Source organism: Pseudomonas sp. TE31087 (assembly GCF_057284075.1).
Map to the genome: position 1 here is coordinate 1,306,927 of NZ_JBXVNN010000001.1, position 17,896 is coordinate 1,324,822.

Below are 17,896 nucleotides of genomic sequence, written 5' to 3' on the forward strand. Positions count from 1 at the left end.
ATTACGGCTGACGCTCGGCCACCGCCCGCAGGGTCTTCAGGGTGACCATCGGCGCATCGACGACGAAGCGGTTGGCCAGCCAGCCCGGCACATCGCCGGCCGGGTCGGCGCGCAGCTGATAGGTGACCTCGGTCTCGCGCTCGCCCAGCGGGCGCATGATCCACTCGCCGCTGAGCCGACGCACCCGGATCAGCCCAGGTGTTGCCGGCACCCGCCCGGGTTCGGCGCTCAGGTGGCGGACCAGGGTGTCGTCGTCAAGGCGCTCGGTGCGTACCTTGAGCACCATGTCGCGGGGCTTGGCCGGCCAGGGCAGGGCGGTGGTGAGGTAGACCCAGGTGGTGTCGCCGTCCACCTCCAGCAGGCGCATGTCGGCGCAGGCGTACAGCCATTTGCAGGCCACCCGCAGATTCTCCTGCAGGTCGGTCAGGGTACGGATGCTGGCCTTGATCCGGGTGATGCCGCGGAACTGCTGGTAGGGCGAACCGTCGACGTTGCTCAGGTAGACATCGATGCCGTCTTCCTGGTGGGTGAGTTGCCAGTCGTCCGCCCACGGCAAGGTGCCCGGCAGCAGGAGCAGCAGGACGAACAGAGGGCGCAGGAGGGTCATGGCGGGGATGCCGGAGAGGGGATGTCCGATCAGTATGGATCAAGACCTCCAGGCGGTCGCCCAAGCATCATCAACGTGGGAGCGGGCTTGCCCCGCGATCACCGGCGAAGCCGGTGCCATACTCTGCATCGCGGGGCAAGCCCGCTCCCACCAGATCAAGCCACGACCATCAGCGCTGCGGATTGAGCGTCAGGTGCACGTGACGGTTGACGTCCTTGTACAGCAGGTAGCTGAACGGGCCCGGGCCGCCGGAGTAGCAAGCCTGCGGGCAGAAGGCGCGCAGCCACATGAAGTCGCCGGCTTCGACCTCGACCCAGTCCTGGTTCAGGCGGTACACCGCCTTGCCTTCCAGCACGTACAGGCCGTGTTCCATGACATGGGTCTCGGCGAACGGAATCACCCCGCCCGGCTGGAAGGTCACGATGTTCACGTGCATGTCGTGGCGCATGTCGGCCATGTCGACGAAGCGGGTGGTCTTCCAGGCGCCGTCGGTGCCCGGCATCTCGATGACGGTGGCGTTGTCGCGGTGGGTGACGAACGACTCCGGAACCGGCAGGCCCTCGACCTTCTGGTAGTGCTTGCGCAGCCAGTGGAAGGTGACGTTGGCCTTGCTGTTGTTGCGCAGGCTCCAGTCGGCGCCCGGGGCCAGGAACGCGTAGCCGCCCGGCACCAGGGTGTGGTGCTTGCCTTCGACGGTGATGTCGATCTCGCCCTCGACCACGAACAGCACCGCTTCGGCGTTCGGGTCCAGCTCAGGACGCTCGCTGCCGCCTTCGGGGGCGACTTCGACGATGTACTGGGAGAAGGTTTCGGCGAAACCGGTCAGCGGGCGGGCGATAACCCACATGCGCATCTTGTCCCAGAACGGCAGGTGGCTGGTGACGATGTCACGCATCACGCCCTTGGGGATGACGGCATAGGCTTCGGTGAACATGGCACGGTCAGTCAGCAGCTCGGTCTGAGCCGGGTGCCCACCGTGGGGGGCGAAGTAGGAAGGTTTCGACATGAACGGTCTCGACTTGTTGTTCTCTCCCCATGCCTTGGACCACACCGGCCGGTGCGTGCAGGGGATGCACCGCCAGCATAGGGGCGTGGCTGTTCCATCTACAAATTAAATGTTGGAATACCCGGTATCCAATTGCTGAATGTGATGACGGTATTCTCATGGTGCGGGTGTAGGAAGTTTCCCAGGCTTTATGGCAATGACATTTTTTTCACATCACCTTGCTAGCATCGCCAGCACTTCCACGGAGCTGAATCGATGATGCCTGTCCTGCGCAAACGTGCTGTCCGCCTCGCTCTGGCCGGTACCGGAGGTCTGGTAGCCTGTACCCTGGGTTTCTTCGGCTGGCAGTCCTTCTACCCGGTGCAGGCCGCCGAAGGCTGGGGCGTGCAAGTACTGCACAACTCGGTGACCCGGGCTGCCTCCCTGCTGCCCCAGGCTGATGGCAGCCTGCTGGTCAGCCGCGAACTCAACGGCGGCAAGGGCAGCATCATGCGCATCACCGCCGAGGGCGACCGGGTGGTGTTGCTCGACGGCCTGTCCAAGCCCGACGGCATGGTCGCCGTCGACGGTGGCTGGGCGTTCAGCCAGGAAGTGGGCGGGGCGCCGGTCAGCGTGTCGCGCAACGGCCAGGTCAGCCAGCTGTTCGAAGGCAACAACGTGCAGGGCCTGTACAACGATGGCGAGCATCTCTACGCCATCGAGGACCGCAAGGGCGATGGCCGGCTGATGCGCTACGACTGGCGCAGCGGCGAACTCGATGTGCTGCGTGCGGGCCTGACCGAAACCGAAGGCCTGACCCGCTGCACCGACGGGCGTCTGTTGTACACCGAGAAAGCCACCGGCAAGATCCGCGCGTTCAGCGCCGAGGGGGCCGACCCGGTGGTGGTCGAGGGCCTGCGCAATCCGACGTTCCTGCTGTGCGACCAGCGTGGGTTGTGGATCAGTGAGGACTCGACCCACCGTGCGCGCCTGCTGCGCATCGACGGCGATGGCACCCGTCACACGGTGCTCAACTACCTGAAGGCGCCCCAGGCCATCGTCCCGGACGGCAAGGGCGGCTATCTGCTCGCCGAGGGTGGCCGCGACCGGGTGCTGCACCTGACCCCGCCGGCTGCGCAGAGCACTGCCCAGGCCGAATCCCTGCCACGGGTGCCCGAAGCCTGACAAACCCCTCCATTGCAAAGGCCACGGCGCTATCCTTGATACAGGCCCCAGAGGAGTCTTTGTCATGCGCCGGCTGATGCTGTTGTTGCTGATCACCGTCATCCCGGGTTGCCAGGCGCCAATGCCCGCCGCCAACCCGCAGATGGCCTGGGTCGACCTCTCGCTGCCGTTCCCCAACGACCGCGTCCTGCTGGCCGAACGCCTGGACAAGCAGCGCCTTGTCGAAGGCCGCTTCTTCCAGGTGACTCCCGGCAGCCATGAGCTGGTGGTCAGGTTCGACTACGAAACGAGCGGCGGAGGCGGGCTGAGCATGATGGGCGGCACCACAGTCCGCCAATGCTACCTGACCCTCGACTACGCCGGTTTCCAGGCCGGCCAGCGCTATGTGCTCGAAGCCCGCTCCATGGCCCTGACACCTGAGGCAAGGCTGTACAATGCCGCCCGGGAGATCGTCGCCGAGGTCAGCGAGTTCTACTGCCTGATGTGAGTCGATGTCAGTTGATGAAGGAATCCAATCGTTGTGTGACGCATGAATCATTCGCTGTTCATTTCCCTGGACGGGCCAAAAGGCACCGGCAAGACCACGCTGCTGGAGTCCGTCACCCAAGCACTGAGGGCGGACAACAGGAAAGTGATCCGCATCAGCGAGAAGAAAAGCGATCCCTATCGGGGCGAAACCATGGTTTTGGTCAACCAGTTCGTCAGGCATCCCTGCCGGGAGCTGGAGATGAAGGTCTGTGAGCGCCTTGCGCACAGCCGGGCCTGGATTTCCCGGCATGTGCTGGCCAGACAGCCCAAGGACAGCATCATCCTGATCGATCGCTGGTACCCGTCCGATGCCGCGTTTCGCCGGCTGGTGCCGTTTGCCGAGATTCTACGGTTGAACATCGAATGCGACGTGCGGGTGCCGGACCTGCATGTGGGCGTGATCACCGAGCCTGAAATTTCCTGGGGCAGGGCAGCGGCGCGCTCGCGTGGGCTAGGCAGTACCGTGATGCATGAACTGGATGAACACGAGGCCTGCACGCAAGCATTCGAGCGAGCGGTTGCCGATCAAGGCTGGTTCTTGTGCCGCAATGAAGACACCCTGGAAGCGGCGACGCGGCAGGTGGTATCGGCGATCCAGGGCGTGCTGCCAGCAGGCTGATCAGTAGCGTTCGAGCGCGGCGATACGGCTCGACAGCCAGGCGTGCAGCTGCTTCACGGCAGGCGACAACTGCTTGCGGTGCGGGCACACCAGGCTCAATGGCATGCTCGGCCCTGGGTGATCCTGCAACAGCACGACGAGGCCGCCCCGCCAATACATCGTCGCTCACATCCAGCCAGGACTTGTAGGTGATCCCTTCGCCCGCCACGGCCCATCGCCGGGCAATATCGGCATCGTCGCAGAGCAGGGCGCCACGCACCTGCACGGTCTGCGTCCCCAGTTGCCACTTGTCGTAGACCCGGCCCTGCTGCATGTACAGCAGGCATTGGTGTTCGCGCAGTTCTGCGGGGGCTTGCAGCGGGCCTTGCCGCGCCAGGTACTCGGGCGAGGCCACCAGTACCTTGCGGTTCCACGGTGCCAGTGGCAGGGCGATGTAGTTGGCGTCGGTGTTCAGGCCGTAGCGGATGGCGATATCCACCGGATCGCGGAACAGGTCGGCGATCTGGTCGGAGAGAAACAGGCGCAGGTTCAATTGCGGGTGCTCGCGGCGAAACGCCGTGAGCCAGGGCAGCAGCACGTTGCGCCCCAGGTCGGACGGCGCGGCCACCTGCAGGATCCCGCTCAACTGGGCGCTCTCCTGCTGCAGGTTGTCCCGTCCTTGCCTGAGGGCCTCGAGGGCGGCCAAGGCCGAGGGCAGGTACTGCTCACCCTCGGCCGTCAGGCGCAGGCTGCGCGTGGTACGGGCAAACAGCCGCACGTCCAGTTCACGCTCCAGGCGCTTGACCGCCTCGGCCGCCTGGCCGGGCAGCAGGTCGGCTTCGTGGGCGGCTGCGGTAAAGCTGCCCAACGCGGCGCTGCGAACAAAGATGGCCAGGTCGTCGAGGCGGATCATTTTCACTCCTGCAATGAAAGTGTTCACGGGTACAACCCGTTTTTCCCAACGACCGGACACGCCAGACTGGGTTCACGAATCAAACCATATCCAGCAGCGAGTGCCTATGAAAGCGATCGGTTATACCCAGAACGGCCTGCCCATCGAAGACCCTGCGTCCCTTCAGGACATCGACATGCCCAGGCCGAGTCCAGGGCCCAGGGACATCCTGGTGGAGGTCAAGGCCGTGTCGGTCAACCCCGTCGATACCAAGGTGCGTGCCGGCACTTTCACGCGTGAGCCGAAAATACTCGGCTGGGACGCGGCCGGTATCGTCCGTGAAGTCGGCCCTCAGGTGACCCTGTTCAAGCCCGGCGACCAGGTGTACTACGCCGGCTCCATCGCCAGGCCCGGCAGCTACAGCGAATACCACCTGGTCGACGAACGCATCGTCGGGCACCAACCGCGCAGCCTGGGTGCGGCGCAGGCGGCAGCGCTGCCACTGACGGCCATCACCGCCTGGGAGCTGCTGTTCGACCGCTTAGGCTTGGTCGAAGGCGGCGGCGAGGGCGATGCCCTGCTGATCGTCGGCGCCGCCGGCGGCGTCGGCTCGATGCTGGTGCAACTGGCCCGGCAACTGACCCGTCTGACGGTCATCGGCACCGCCTCCCGCGCCGAGACCGCCGACTGGGTGCGCGAACTGGGCGCCCATCATGTCATCGACCACAGCGCGCCACTGCACGGGCAACTGCAGGCCCTGGGGATCGAGTCGGTGAGCCATGTCGCCAGCCTCACCCATACCGAGCAGCACTTCGCGCAACTGGTCGAGGTGCTGCGGCCACAAGGTCGCCTGGGGGTGATCGACGACCCGCAGACCCTGGATGTCATGCCGCTCAAGCGCAAGTCGCTGTCGCTGCACTGGGAGCTGATGTTCACCCGCTCGCTGTACCAGACCGACGACATGGTGCGCCAGCACGAGCTGCTCGAGCGCGTGGCCGGGCTGATCGACCAGGGCATCCTGCGCACCACCCTGGGCGAGCATTTCGGTGCTATCAATGCCGCCAACATGCGCCGTGCCCATGCGCTGGTCAAGAGCGGCAAGTCGCGCGGCAAGATTGTTTTGGAAGGGTTCTGAAGCCAGTCTTTTCAAGGTGTCCGCCGAAAGCCTTGCAGCGCCTATCAGATCGAGCGCCGCCCGCGCGGCGCATCGCGACGCAAGGCCGCTCCTACATTTGTTGCAACGTGCCAAACCTGTCAGGCCATGGTTGCCCGCCTTGGTGCATGTCTTGAGACAGGTGGAGCGGCAGTGGTGCCCACACTGAAACCGCGTCGTACCCACAAGGCGTACTAGGTAATGGCACAGGACTGACTGGCCCGAAACAGATGTAGGAGCGGCCTTGCGTCGCGATGCGCCGCGCGGGCGGCGCTCGATCTCATAGGCGCTGCAAGAATCGCGGCGGACACCCAACGGCCCACACACGGTCAACAGCCCATCCACAAACAACCGCAGGCCAGTCGATCCGCAACTGACCAGGAGCCAGATATGAACCAACAAGACCATCCCCTCGTTTCCCTTGCCATCCTCAAGGCCAAGCCAGGCCTGGCAGCGTCGTTGAAAGCCGCCTTGCTGGCCTTGATCGAACCAACCCGGGCGGAACCCGGCAACCGCGACTACATGCTCTTCGAGCGCAGCGATGAGCCCGGGACGTTCTACATGCGCGAGGCGTTCGACCACCAGCAGGCCCTGGACACGCACCTGGCCACCGCCCACTTCCAGCGCTTTGCCGAGCAGGCCGACCAGTTGTTGGCGGAGCCGCTGCAACTGATCTTCCTTGATCCGGTATCCACTACCGTTGCGCCTCACCCGTGAGGCACAACGGGCAACCGGCATCGCGCAGTGGTGCACCCGCTGATCTATACATTATTTGATTTTATCTATACAAGATCCTAGCATTGTATAGTTTTTCCCTCCTTGCAGATTCGCCATGGCATTCCTTGCGCGCTGGGCCTGCCTCTGCCTGCTGCTGACGTCGATGCCAGCGGCTATTGCGGACTGGCGTGAAGCCTTGCCAGAAGCCCAACAACTGGGCGGTGGCGACTTCACCTGGTTCGGCTTGCGACTGTACAGCGCACGTTTGTGGACCGAGGGTCCGCGCCATGACTGGAACCAGCCTTTCGCCCTGGAGCTGACCTACCACCGCTCATTGTCCCGGGACACGCTGGTGCAAGCCAGCCTCGAAGAGATGCGTCGCCTCGGCGCCGGCAGCGTGACGCCGCAACAGCTCGAAGCCTGGGCGAAGGTACTGCAGGAGGCATTCGTGGATGTGCGCCCCGGCATGCGCATCACAGGCTTGTACCTGCCGGGGCAGGGCGGCCGCTTCTATGTCGATGAGCAGCCCACCCGCACCCTTGCCGACCCGGCCTTTGCCCGGGCGTTCTTCGCCATCTGGCTGGACCCGCGGGCTCGGGACGCCCAATTGCGCCTGCAACTGCTCGGCCTGGCCGGCAAGCCTCGAGGAGGATCCTGAACATGTACAGAATGCTGTTGCTGGCGGCCTGCCTGGTTCTGGGCAGTTGCGGCAATGTCGACGTCGAGCGCTACGCCGCGGAGCAACCCCGTTTCGACCTGGCGGCCTTTTTTTCGCGCCCGGTGCAGGCCTGGGGCATGTTCCAGAAGCGCTCCGGGGAAGTGGTAAAGCGCTTTCACGTTCGCATCGACAGCCGCCGGGAAGGCGAACGGCTGATCCTCGACGAGCAGTTTCTCTACAGCGACGGCACCCGGCAGCAGCGCACCTGGACGCTGGTGCCGGACGGCCCCGGTCGCTGGCGCGGCACGGCGGGGGATGTGATCGGCGAGGCGCGCGGCGAGGTGGCCGGCAATGCGCTGCGTTGGCGTTACACGCTGGATCTGCCCGTGGACGGGCGGCACTGGCAGGTGGACCTGGACGACTGGATGTACCTGATGGATGACGACACCCTGATCAACCGCTCGCGCATGAGCAAGCTGGGGGTGGAGGTCGGCCAGATCACCCTGTTCTTCCGACGCATGCCGGAAGGCGCGCCATGAGCGCGCGTACCGAGCAGAGCGTCAGTCTTTGCTGGCGTTGAGCTTGCGCAGCTCTTCGTAGGTGGCGGACTGGACGAACCAGAAGCCGGAAACGATGCACCAGCCGAGGCTGCCGGCCACGAACACACCCAGGGCTGGCAGGAATCCGCCGGTGAACAGGGTGATGAGTGCGAAGAGCCAGATAACGGCCAGGGAGATGTAGAGGACGATGTTGTTGACGCTGATGACGAAGTCTTTCACGAAGCATGTTCCTTGCGGGATTTCAAAAGATTGCCCCTCCAGGGGCGCGCGGATGCTATCACATTGATGCCACTGAGGGCTTGACCCGCTACCGGTACCTGCTGTTGAATATGCGCCCTCGAATCCCCGCAACCTTTTGCCAAGTGGTGAAGCCAGTGCCCTGCGCCATCAAACACGCCTGATACCGACGACGGTCCATCGTGCCTGATGGCTGCCCGTGCTTGCGCGCGGCGGCGCTTCATCCTCGTACCTGCCTGATCCTGTCGTCGGTTTTTCCCTATTTCCAAGGAGAAACCCATGAACATGGATTTTCGTGCCGACGCACATTCCCTCGAACTGCTCAAATACCCCCGCACACCCCATCTGCAAGGCTCGCGCCTGCAGGACGGCGACAGCGATGCCGGCCAGGTGGCCTATGGCTCGTTGGCCGGCCAATGGCTGGTGGTGGAAGAGAAACTCGACGGCGCCAACGCCGGCATCAGCTTTACCAACGGTGGCGAGCTACGCCTGCAATCGCGCGGCCACTACCTCAGCGGCGGTGGCCGCGAGCGCCAGTTCAATCTGTTCAAGCAATGGGCCGTGGCCCACGAGCACTGGTTGCTGGAGCGTCTTGAAGACCGCTTCGTGCTGTATGGCGAGTGGCTGCACAAGAAGCACTCGGTGTTCTACGACCACCTGCCGCATTTCTTCTGCGAGTTCGACGTGTGGGACCGCGCCACGGGGCTGTTCCTGTCCACCGCGGCGCGTCGACGCTTGCTCGCCGACGGGCCGGTGCTGTCGGTGCCGGTGCTGTACGAAGGCCCGGCACCACGCCGTTACGCCGAACTGATGGCGTTGCTCGGTGACTCGCTGGCCAAGACCGCGCAATGGCGCGAAGTGTTCGAGCAGGTGGTACGCCGCGAAGGCCTCGACCTGGCCCGTGCCTGGCGCCAGTGCGATCGCTCGAGCCGCATGGAGGGGCTGTACCTGAAGCTCGAAGACGAGCGCCAGACCCTGGGCCGGCTCAAGTGGGTGCGCCAGGACTTCGTCCAGGCCATCCTCGACGCCGACCAGCACCATGCCAACCAACCGTACATACCCAATCAACTGGCCGCCGGCGTCGATCTCTACGCACCGCGCCTGTCCCTGGACTGGCACGGCCAACGCCGCGGCGACTGAAGGAGCTTCCTGAAATGGATATTCGACAACTGCAACAACTGCTGCCCGACCCCGGGCACGACATGGACAGCGCCGCTTGCCTGGCGGCCATCCCGGCCCTGGCACGCCTGGCCGACACCCCACAGGATCCGACCTATCACGCCGAGGGCGATGTGTGGGTCCATACGTGCCTGGTGGTCGAGGCGCTGCTGGCGCAGAGCGCCTACCGCGACGCCAGCGCCGAGCAGCGCTTCGTGCTGTTCTTCGCTGCCCTGCTGCATGACATCGCCAAACCCGACACCACGGTGATCGACCCGCAGACCGGGCGCATCGGCCAACCCGGCCACTCGCGCCGAGGTGCGGTGGATGCGCGCCTGCTGCTGTGGCGCGCCGGCGTGCCGTTCGCGCTGCGTGAACAGATCTGCCGAATCATTACCGTGCATCAACTGCCGTTCTTTGCCCTGCAGGGCGATCGCAGCGGGCGCAGCGCGGAGTTCCTGCTGCACAAGCTGTCCTGGGAGCTGCCGGTGTGGATGCTCTGCGCGGTGGCCGAGGCCGACATGCAGGGCCGCCACTATGCCGGCAAGGCCGATGTGCTGACCGCCATCGAACTGTGGCGCGAGCTGGCGGCAGAGGAGGGATGCTTGTACGGCCCACGGGCGTTTGCCGACGAGTACACGCGTATTCAGTACCTGCGTGGCGCCCGCGTGCACCCGGACTATGCGTTGCATGAACCCCAAGGCTCCCAGGTGGTGATGCTCTCGGGCCTTCCGGCCAGCGGCAAGGACACCTGGACCGCCCGACACCACCCGGACCTGCCGGTGGTGTCGTTCGACGACGCACGCCAGGCCCTGGGCCTGCGCCACGGCCAGAACGAAGGCGCCGCCGCGCACTACGCCATCGACCGGGCCAAGGCGCTGTTGCGCGAGCACAGGCCGTTTGTGTGGAACTCGACGCACCTGTCGGCGCAGATGCGCAGCCGTACCCTGGATTTGCTGTATGGCTACGGAGCGCAGGTGGAGATCGTCTACCTGGAGCGGCCGGAGGAGGAGATCATGCGGCGTAACCAGCGACGCGATACGTCGCTGCGCAATGACGATATACGGCGGATGCTGTTCAAGTGGGAGGTGCCGCTGCCGACTGAGGCGCATCGGGTGAGGTATGAGGTGGTGACGGGGTGAAGCACCAAGGGCACTGTGCCAGTACGGCTGCTAGGCTCTGTAAATGCCTCTCCTGCCTATCGAGGAGGGCAAGGCCGAAGTAGCAGCGGTTCACACATGTTCCACGGAGGGTCACATGCTTATCCGACTCCTGTTCTCAATGCTGTTCCTCGTAGCGGCGGTGCCGGCCAGCCAGGCAGAGGTCAAAAAACTCACGATCTACGACGATGGGGTTTCTTGTCCCGCCAACTGCGACGCACATGTCGTCTTCTCCAAAGCCATGAATGGAACAGCGTTCGCTCACAAGGAAGGTACCAAGTACAGCAAGTGTGTGAAGGGAGAAGAGTGTCGCATCTGCTTCGAGTCCGGTGAGAAGCAGTGCTTGAAGGTCATGTATCGGGGGAGCGGCCCGCACCCTGATACGTTCGACTTCACCCCGGCGTTCTATCAGCAAGCCTGCGCCAGCACACCGGCGCAGCCTGTGCTGGCAAAGGAGTGCGTAAGCTTGAGGGAAAGAGCCAAGGCATTGAGTGGGCGAATCAACTGCCTCGCTACACCTGGGGACCCCAAATGCACCGCAATCATTGCAGAGGCGAAGGCCAAACGCGAACTGGATCTCCCCAAGTACAAGAAATGTCTCCAGCTGGGGGAAGCAGCCTATAACCAACAGGTGCCGAATGCAGAGAAGCGTAAGCATGACTGCACCTACGAGCTCAATGGTACGGGCAGAAACGACGCAGGGACTAAAACCTGGAGAAAGCTGCTGCCCGCAGCGTGCAGGGCGGGGACCTACGTGGGGCGCGACGGCTTGGACTGCTGCAGCGGCAACACTTTTGCAGACGGCCCCTTAGGACGTGAATGCAGAGGCTTCTACCCGGCTCCGTAAACAGTGCGGCCAGCGATTTACTCCGGCCGCAAGCTGTCTCCCACAGGATCGCCCAATTTCTGGAGTTGGCGCTGTACCTGTGGGAGCGGGTTCACCCGCGAAGGGCTGCAAAGCAGCCCCAGGGAGGCGAGGTACAACACCTCAAGGCCTGATGATCAATAGATGGCCACCGGGTTGATATTGACCTGGGTCGAGCCCTTGTACAGCGGCTGGCCCAGCACGAACAGGAACTCGAAGGCCTTGTCGCGTACCAGGGCGCGGGTGTCGATCAGCTCCAGGTTGTAGATGCCACGCTTGGCCAGCATGAACTGGTTGACCGGGAACTCCTCACCGGTAGGGTTCGGGTAGACCTCCGAGGCCCAGGTGTCGCCGCCGAAGGCGACGATGCCCTGGTCGGCCAGCCACTCGGCCGCCGGCAGGTCGATGCCTGGCTCGGTAGCGAGGAACTGCGCGTTGTCCTTGCCGATCAGCTCCAGCCAGCCGGTGTTGAACAGCACCACGTCGCCCTTGCGCAGGGTGATGCCTTGCCGCTTCAGCACCGCCTTGATGTCGTTGACGGTGAACGACGTCCCGCCCGGCACGATGGCCTTGCCGTAGTAGGCGGTCATGTCCAGCACCACGCCACGGGTGACCATCGGCGGCACTTTCTCCACGCCAAGCTTGGTCACGCCTTCGACGGTGACGAAGTCGGCGGCCTTGTTACCGTTGTAGTAGACGTTGTCGATACCGATATGGCCGATGCCGTTAAGCTGGGTGCCGACGCCGGTCCAGCCGTTGACCAGTTCATCGTTGAAGCTGAACTTGTTCTTGCCCAGGGTCTGGCCGGCCTGTTCGCCGGGCTGGATGTTGTAGAGGTGGAAGCTGCGGTGGCGGAAGGCGGGCAGGTCCTTGCTGACGGGGACGGCGAGGGGATAGGTCTTGCCGGTCTTGACCAGGGTGATGGCTTGCTTGACCACCTCGGGGGTGAGGAGGTTGGCGGCGCCGACTTCGTCGTTTGGGCCGTAGGGGGAGGATTGCCAGGTGGCGGCCAGGGTGGATTGGGCGGTGGTGGCCAGGGCTAGGCTTAGTAGTAGGGGTTTGAAATAGCGCAATGCTTGGGCTCCTGAACAGGAAGTGATGTCAGGGGCGGATTTTGGGTGGAGGCGGGGATGGGAAAAAGGGGTGGGTGGGACAAGGAGTTTTGCGTGTGGGGCAAGGAAGTGGACATCTCTGATGTTCATGCAGGGGAAGCTGTTGGGACTGCAACCAGTGGGCGTTTCTCTGATGTAAGTCAGGCAGGGGGCTGCGGTGTGCCTGATGCATCTTGTCATTTACAATAGCTTAGGGCAGGGTCGATGCCATGGACCTCTCTGCCAAAGGAACCGCACCATGTCGAAGATCTATCCCGGTATCGATCCCGAAGGGCTGGTCGAGTATTCGGTGGTCTACACGGACCGCTCGCTCAACCACATGTCCCAGTCGTTCCAAGGTGTGATGAAGAACATTTCAACCACCCTGAAACAGGTCTACAACGCCCAGGCGGTTGCGGTGGTTCCGGGCAGTGGCACATTCGGCATGGAAGCGGTAGCACGGCAGTTTGCCACCGACCAGCAATGCCTGGTGATACGCAACGGCTGGTTCAGTTATCGCTGGAGCCAGATCCTTGAGGTGGGCAACATTCCAGCGGCGACAACGGTGCTGAAAGCCCGGCCGATTGAGTCGGGGCGCCAGGCGGCCTACGCCCCAGCCCCTCTGGATGAAGTGTTGGCGGCTATTGCGTCGCAGAAACCGCAGATTGTCTTCGCCCCCCAAGTTGAAACGTCATCAGGGATCATCCTGCCCGATGAGTACCTGCGGGCCGTGGGCGATGCCGTGCATGCGGTGGGTGGCCTGTTCGTGCTGGACTGCATCGCCTCGGGCGCGATCTGGGTTGATATGCACAAATGCGCGGTCGACCTGCTGATCAGCGCACCGCAGAAAGGCTGGAGCGCCTCACCTTGCTGCGCCCTGGTGATGTTCAGCGCTTTGGCCCTGGAGCGCATCGAATCGACGCAAAGCACCAGCTTCGCCTGCGACTTGAAGAAGTGGCTGCAGATCATGCAGGCCTATGAGCAGGGCGGCCACGCCTACCATGCGACCATGCCCAGCGATGCCCTCGCGCGGTTCAACGAAGTGATGAAAGAGACCCAAGCCTACGGTTTCGACAAGGTCTGCGACGAACAACAGGCCCTGGGTGACCGGGTGCGGGCAATGATGACCCGCAAAGGGATCAAGAGCGTGGCTGCGGCAGGCTTTCAGGCCCCTGGCGTGGTGGTGAGTTACACCGATGATGCCGATATCAAGAATGGTAAGAAGTTTGCCAGCCACGGCCTGCAGATTGCCGCCGGCGTGCCGCTGCAATGCGACGAGCCGGCCGACTTCCAGACCTTCCGCATCGGCCTGTTCGGGCTGGAAAAGCTGCACAATATCGAGCGTACGGTCAGCACACTTGAGCAGGCGCTGGACGAGGTGATGGTTAACTGAGCGTTCGGTTGGAGAACTTGCAATGACAACAGACGATGCGAGGTCCCGATTCGAAGCCAAGCTTCTTCGTCCGTTAAAGCCCGGTGATGACAGGTCGTGGGCGTTTGCAGTTCTTCCAAGGGACGCGAGTGAACGGCTTCCGAGGCGGGGAAGGACGACCGTTGAAGGCACGATCAATGGGCATCCTTTCCGGGCAACCCTTGAGCCAGATGGTCAGCTGAGCCATTGGCTGAGGGTCAGTAGCGATTTGCTCGATGCGGCAGGTGTGGTTGCTGGCGATATTGTTACCCTTGAACTAGTCCCGGTGAAGAAGGAGCCTGAGCCTGATATCCCAGCGGATTTCGAGAAAGCCCTGGCAACCACACCTGAGGCTCAAAAGGTTTGGAATAGTACGACGACCCTTGCGCGGGTGGACTGGATTCACTGGATTACTTCAGCGAAGCAACTCAAGACGCGTGAAAAGCGAATTGGGGATGCCTGCGATATGCTTGCGACCGGCAAGAAGCAGGTTTGCTGTTTCGACTCGTCCGGTTACTACAGCAAAGCATTTCGGGCGCCCGAGGCAGAAAATTAAACTTGGGCTGGCAATGCGCAGCAGGGCACTAATCTGCGACCTCTGAATACTTGCCGGACGTAGTAGGGTAGATGCACTACATCTCAAGCAAGGGCATACTATACCTCTCTTGGCTGCCTGGTACGTCGACGTGCGGTGAAGAGGTCTGCGAATATTTACCACTCTGCGTCGGAAAGTTTGTACCGCTTAGACATGGCAAAACTCTGTAAGCGCTCCATAAACCCCACCTAACCAAAGATGGGCAGCGCACCTAGCTGTGTATTTGAGGTGTGCAGTTCCATGGCAGTAGCGCTTCGTAGTCTTCCACTGAGGACGCCTGCGGCAAGCGTTCCAGTGCGTGGCGCAGCCACGCATAGGGTTCTTGGCCGTTGGCTTTGGCCGTTTCTACCAAGCTGTAAAGTTGTGCGCTGGCAGTGGCACCTTTGGGCGTGTCACTGAACAACCAGTTCTTTCTGCCGATGACAAACGGGCGGATCGCACGCTCGGCCGCGTTGTTGTCCATCGGCAAGTAGCCGTGCTCGACGTAGCGTTCCAACTTGCTCCAGTTGCTGGCCAAGTAACCGATGGCCTTGCCCAAGGCATTCTGCGTCGTGACCTGAGGTTGCGTTTTCTCTACCCAGTTTTTCAGCTGAGTCAGCAATGGCAGGCTGCGTTCCATGCGGGTAGCCTTACGATCTTCGTCGTCGCTGTCCTTCAAATCGCGCTCGACGCCATAGAGCTTATTGATCAGGTTCAATGCGATGTCAGCGCGTCCTGTTTTGCCCTTGGGCTGTACTTTCTGCGCTTCGACGAACTTGCGGCGCGCATGCGCCCAGCAGCCCAACCGCTCCACGCCGTTCTGTGTGGCCAGTGCGTTGTAACCGGCGTAGTCATCGGTCATGACATAACCGCGATAGCCATCCAGCAGGCGCATGGGCACCTCCTGCGCTCGGCTGGTGGCGTAGTCGAAAAGGATCACCGGGCGATCAGGTGGGCCGCCGGTTTGTACCCACATCCAGGATTGGCTGCTGGGCTCACGACCCGGCTCTTTCAACACCTGCACACGTGTTTCGTCACAGTGGATGATCCGACTGTTCAACAGGCTTTCGCGCATCAGATTCAGCAGCGGCTGAAAGTGCTCGCTGCATTGAATCACCCAGCATGCCAGGGTTTGGCGCGGGATATCGATACCGTGACGCCCCAGCACTTTTTCGAAGCGGTGAAGCGGCAAGCCGGCTACGTATTTGGTGGTCAGCAGCATGGCCAGCACACTCGGGCTGGCCATGCTTTTCTCGATCATCTGGGCGGGCTTGTCCGCCGTCACGAGCGCTGACTCGCAGTCGCGGCAGCCGTACACCTTGCGCACATGCTTGATGACGCGAATCTGCATCGGGACGATTTCAAGCTGTTCGCTGACTTCTTCACCGATGGCATGTTTGCGGCAGCCGCAAGCGCAGGTCAGTTCATGCTCGGGCAGTTCGTGGACAACTTCGATACGCGGCAAATCAGCCGGTAGCGGCTTGCGTTTGCCACGGCGCTTGGTCGGCGCAACGACTTCTTCGTCGCCAGCCTCATCCATGGGTTCGGCCAGGCTTTCCGCTTCGTCGAAGAGTGGCAATTGTGGCGTTGCCACATCACCTGTCTGCTCGGTCTTGCGCCCGAACAGGCGCTGACGCAACAGCGCAACTTCCTCTTCGAGATGAACGATCTTGCCCTTGTCGGACGCGCGCTCGTTGATCATCTGCTCAAGCAGTTGCTTGAGCAGAACAGGATCGTCAGGGAGGTTTTCGGGCATGGAAATCATGCCGCGGATTATACCGAATCAGGCCACGAAACGAGGGGTCAAAACCTGATGCGGACGGTTACGCCAGAGGTCGAAGCCGTCGAGTAGCCAGTTCAGTTCTTGGACGGTCAGGACAATGGCTTCGTCAGTGACATCGGGCGAGGTTTTGAAACGTTCGGACTCCAAGCGTTTGAGCCACAGGCAGAAGCCGTTGCGCTCCCAATACAGGATCTTCACGCGGTTGCGCGGCTTGTTGAGGAAGACGAAAAGCACTGGGTCGAACACCGCCACCTTGATATCGAGTTCGACCAGCGCGGCCAGGCCATCGATGGATTTTCGAAAGTCGACGGGCTTGGGGTAGAGGTACACTTTTTCGACTTTGGCGTCGGGTCGCATCATTGTCGGCGAGCTCCAGAAAGAAATCGGGAGCACAGAATCGGGGATCAGGTAAGCGCTTTGAATGTGGGGTTCATGGAGCGCTTACGTAAATTGGAGGTTGACGACCTTGTGGGCTTTTTCAAGGTGTGAAACGAGCGCCGTGCGCTCACTGACGAATCCTTCTGGGAAGGGCGTGGCGACAGGATCGTAAAGATTGACAGCCGATGCGCAGTTGACACTGCTCAGCATCAGCGCAAAGCGGTAGCGGCGTTCCAATACGACCTCTACCTCGTGGGCGCTCATTTCGAACTCGACTCCAACATCTCCCATGCTGAACAGCTGTTGGTGATTAACACGATATTTTTCCAAATGATGATGTCGACCCAGCAGTACCTGCAAGAGGGTGGCGGTCCCTTCACTGAGGCAGATCTCTTTATCCTTGCCGAATTGGAAATACCACTCATCATTGTATCCGCGAAGAAGATCAGTGCATTTTGCTTTGGCCAGATCCGATGTGGCGCACCCCGTTTCTTGTAGCAAACGAAGCATCGCGACATCCCTCACCCAGTGCTCCACACCTCTGCAGGAACCGCAAATCAGTTCCAGGCTGTCGCCCGAGTACAGTTTTGTGTGTGCTGTGAGTTCAGTGGCGTGGACAAAGCGAGTGGCTTGACGGTAGAGCTTCTTCATCTGAGAGCGCAGGAGGTCGAGATTTTTGCCGAAGTGATGTTCCTGCCAGTTCATGGCAGCGGCGATTCTGGACGCGGCCTGGCGATTGCTCAGCCGGCCTAAGCCCTTCAGTTCACGTTGGATGAGCAAGTCATCAATGTAGACTGGTAGGTAGTAATTTCTGGGCTCCGTAGGCTGCGCTGGTCCGGGATATACAGAGATATGTGAAAGATAAAAATGGACATAGGCCTCAAGCGGCAGCGGTCCATCACTGAGTGATTTATATTGAGTGTGGCGCAACCATAGGTCGACATGCTGAAGGTAGCGCGCCACTTTACGTCGTCTACGCGCGGGTACGGTGTGCAGGAGAAAATCGGTGATTTCCTGACCGAGACCGGGGATGAGATAGAGGGTTTGCACTTGTGTCATTGGCTGCTCCGGCGGGCAATCATCACTGGTAAATCGTGCAGGTGTGCTTTCAGTTGCACTGATTCGCCCTTCACGGGCCAAGTGAAGCGTCTTGCAGGAGAGGCTCCTGGAGCCGAGGATTACGGACTGTCATGCCCACCGGGCGACCCCTACGGTGCATAAGTGGTCCTTATACCCTAGCATCTGCTCCCTAGAAACCCCGAGCGGCCAACGAAGCACCAAGTGGTGATCATGAAGTGCGTTGGCACTCATATTAGATTCCTGTGCAGCTCATGACGGAGAGCTGCTTCCAGCCTA

General features: G+C 61.9%; 19 protein-coding genes and 1 pseudogene. 12 read left to right on the forward strand and 8 right to left on the reverse strand.

The genetic code is table 11. The features are described 5' to 3' along the window. Position 1: 1 nt before the first annotated feature. Positions 2-607: an START domain-containing protein gene (locus ACZ899_RS05855; RefSeq protein ID WP_234561174.1), complete on the reverse strand. Its 606-nt coding sequence runs from the start codon at positions 605-607 to the stop codon at positions 2-4. Positions 608-776: 169 nt separating this feature from the next. After that, on the reverse strand, positions 777-1,613 hold the full coding sequence (locus ACZ899_RS05860; protein ID WP_232856247.1) for a bifunctional allantoicase/(S)-ureidoglycine aminohydrolase: 837 nt from the start codon (positions 1,611-1,613) through the stop codon (positions 777-779). Between the two features lie 255 nt (positions 1,614-1,868). Here ACZ899_RS05860 and ACZ899_RS05865 point away from each other — a divergent pair, with 255 nt between their 5' ends. The 3 genes from ACZ899_RS05865 to ACZ899_RS05875 all read left to right on the forward strand — a co-directional run bounded on the left by ACZ899_RS05865 (position 1,869) and on the right by ACZ899_RS05875 (position 3,924). Further along, positions 1,869-2,777 (forward strand): NHL repeat-containing protein, encoded by a 909-nt coding sequence (locus ACZ899_RS05865; protein WP_234561175.1) that lies wholly within the window; start codon positions 1,869-1,871, stop codon positions 2,775-2,777. Positions 2,778-2,841: 64 nt separating this feature from the next. Further along, entirely contained in the window at positions 2,842-3,264 is a 423-nt protein-coding gene (locus tag ACZ899_RS05870; RefSeq protein ID WP_203646489.1) for a PA0061/PA0062 family lipoprotein, read from the forward strand. Between the two features lie 42 nt (positions 3,265-3,306). Continuing rightward, a complete protein-coding gene (locus ACZ899_RS05875; RefSeq protein WP_234561176.1) occupies positions 3,307-3,924 on the forward strand; it encodes a dTMP kinase in 618 nt (205 codons plus the stop codon). Here ACZ899_RS05875 and ACZ899_RS05880 read toward each other — a convergent pair. Continuing rightward, positions 3,925-4,816, reverse strand: a pseudogene (locus tag ACZ899_RS05880) (LysR family transcriptional regulator). A 106-nt stretch (positions 4,817-4,922) separates the two neighbouring features. On the opposite strand from ACZ899_RS05880, the gene ACZ899_RS05885 reads away from it, so the two are divergent. From ACZ899_RS05885 to ACZ899_RS05900, 4 genes are all read left to right on the forward strand, one after another. Then, on the forward strand, positions 4,923-5,930 hold the full coding sequence (locus ACZ899_RS05885; RefSeq protein ID WP_234561177.1) for a zinc-binding alcohol dehydrogenase family protein: 1,008 nt from the start codon (positions 4,923-4,925) through the stop codon (positions 5,928-5,930). A 408-nt stretch (positions 5,931-6,338) separates the two neighbouring features. Further along, the gene (locus ACZ899_RS05890; RefSeq protein WP_234561178.1) at positions 6,339-6,665 is read left to right on the forward strand and encodes a putative quinol monooxygenase; all 327 of its coding nucleotides are present in this window, start codon (positions 6,339-6,341) and stop codon (positions 6,663-6,665) included. 115 nt (positions 6,666-6,780) lie between these two features. After that, complete coding sequence (locus tag ACZ899_RS05895; protein ID WP_234561179.1) at positions 6,781-7,323, forward strand: chalcone isomerase family protein; 543 nt, start codon at positions 6,781-6,783, stop codon at positions 7,321-7,323. Positions 7,324-7,325: 2 nt separating this feature from the next. Further along, the gene (locus tag ACZ899_RS05900; RefSeq protein ID WP_234561180.1) at positions 7,326-7,862 is read left to right on the forward strand and encodes a DUF3833 domain-containing protein; all 537 of its coding nucleotides are present in this window, start codon (positions 7,326-7,328) and stop codon (positions 7,860-7,862) included. Between the two features lie 21 nt (positions 7,863-7,883). On the opposite strand, the gene ACZ899_RS05905 is transcribed toward ACZ899_RS05900, so the two are convergent. Continuing rightward, a complete protein-coding gene (locus ACZ899_RS05905; RefSeq protein ID WP_050705559.1) occupies positions 7,884-8,102 on the reverse strand; it encodes a hypothetical protein in 219 nt (72 codons plus the stop codon). A gap of 297 nt (positions 8,103-8,399) precedes the next feature. On the opposite strand from ACZ899_RS05905, the gene ACZ899_RS05910 reads away from it, so the two are divergent. From ACZ899_RS05910 to ACZ899_RS05920, 3 genes are all read left to right on the forward strand, one after another. Beyond that, entirely contained in the window at positions 8,400-9,260 is an 861-nt protein-coding gene (locus ACZ899_RS05910; RefSeq protein ID WP_234561181.1) for an RNA ligase family protein, read from the forward strand. 14 nt (positions 9,261-9,274) lie between these two features. Next, positions 9,275-10,420, forward strand: coding sequence for an AAA family ATPase (locus ACZ899_RS05915; RefSeq protein ID WP_234561182.1), 1,146 nt, complete (start codon positions 9,275-9,277; stop codon positions 10,418-10,420). A gap of 115 nt (positions 10,421-10,535) precedes the next feature. Beyond that, complete coding sequence (locus ACZ899_RS05920; RefSeq protein ID WP_234561183.1) at positions 10,536-11,285, forward strand: hypothetical protein; 750 nt, start codon at positions 10,536-10,538, stop codon at positions 11,283-11,285. A gap of 155 nt (positions 11,286-11,440) precedes the next feature. On the opposite strand, the gene ACZ899_RS05925 is transcribed toward ACZ899_RS05920, so the two are convergent. Beyond that, on the reverse strand, positions 11,441-12,376 hold the full coding sequence (locus ACZ899_RS05925; protein WP_234561184.1) for a cyclase family protein: 936 nt from the start codon (positions 12,374-12,376) through the stop codon (positions 11,441-11,443). 277 nt (positions 12,377-12,653) lie between these two features. On the opposite strand from ACZ899_RS05925, the gene ACZ899_RS05930 reads away from it, so the two are divergent. After that, on the forward strand, positions 12,654-13,787 hold the full coding sequence (locus ACZ899_RS05930; RefSeq protein WP_234561203.1) for a pyridoxal-phosphate-dependent aminotransferase family protein: 1,134 nt from the start codon (positions 12,654-12,656) through the stop codon (positions 13,785-13,787). A gap of 22 nt (positions 13,788-13,809) precedes the next feature. Next, the gene (locus tag ACZ899_RS05935) at positions 13,810-14,361 is read left to right on the forward strand and encodes a YdeI/OmpD-associated family protein (protein WP_234561185.1); all 552 of its coding nucleotides are present in this window, start codon (positions 13,810-13,812) and stop codon (positions 14,359-14,361) included. 250 nt (positions 14,362-14,611) lie between these two features. On the opposite strand, the gene tnpC is transcribed toward ACZ899_RS05935, so the two are convergent. From tnpC to ACZ899_RS05950, 3 genes are all read right to left on the reverse strand, one after another. Then, positions 14,612-16,144 (reverse strand): IS66 family transposase, encoded by a 1,533-nt coding sequence (tnpC, locus tag ACZ899_RS05940; protein ID WP_234561186.1) that lies wholly within the window; start codon positions 16,142-16,144, stop codon positions 14,612-14,614. An 18-nt stretch (positions 16,145-16,162) separates the two neighbouring features. Continuing rightward, positions 16,163-16,522, reverse strand: a complete 360-nt coding sequence (gene tnpB, locus ACZ899_RS05945; RefSeq protein WP_234561187.1) for an IS66 family insertion sequence element accessory protein TnpB — start codon at positions 16,520-16,522, stop codon at positions 16,163-16,165. An 81-nt stretch (positions 16,523-16,603) separates the two neighbouring features. Further along, positions 16,604-17,599, reverse strand: coding sequence for a hypothetical protein (locus tag ACZ899_RS05950; RefSeq protein WP_234561188.1), 996 nt, complete (start codon positions 17,597-17,599; stop codon positions 16,604-16,606). Positions 17,600-17,896 lie beyond the last annotated feature (297 nt).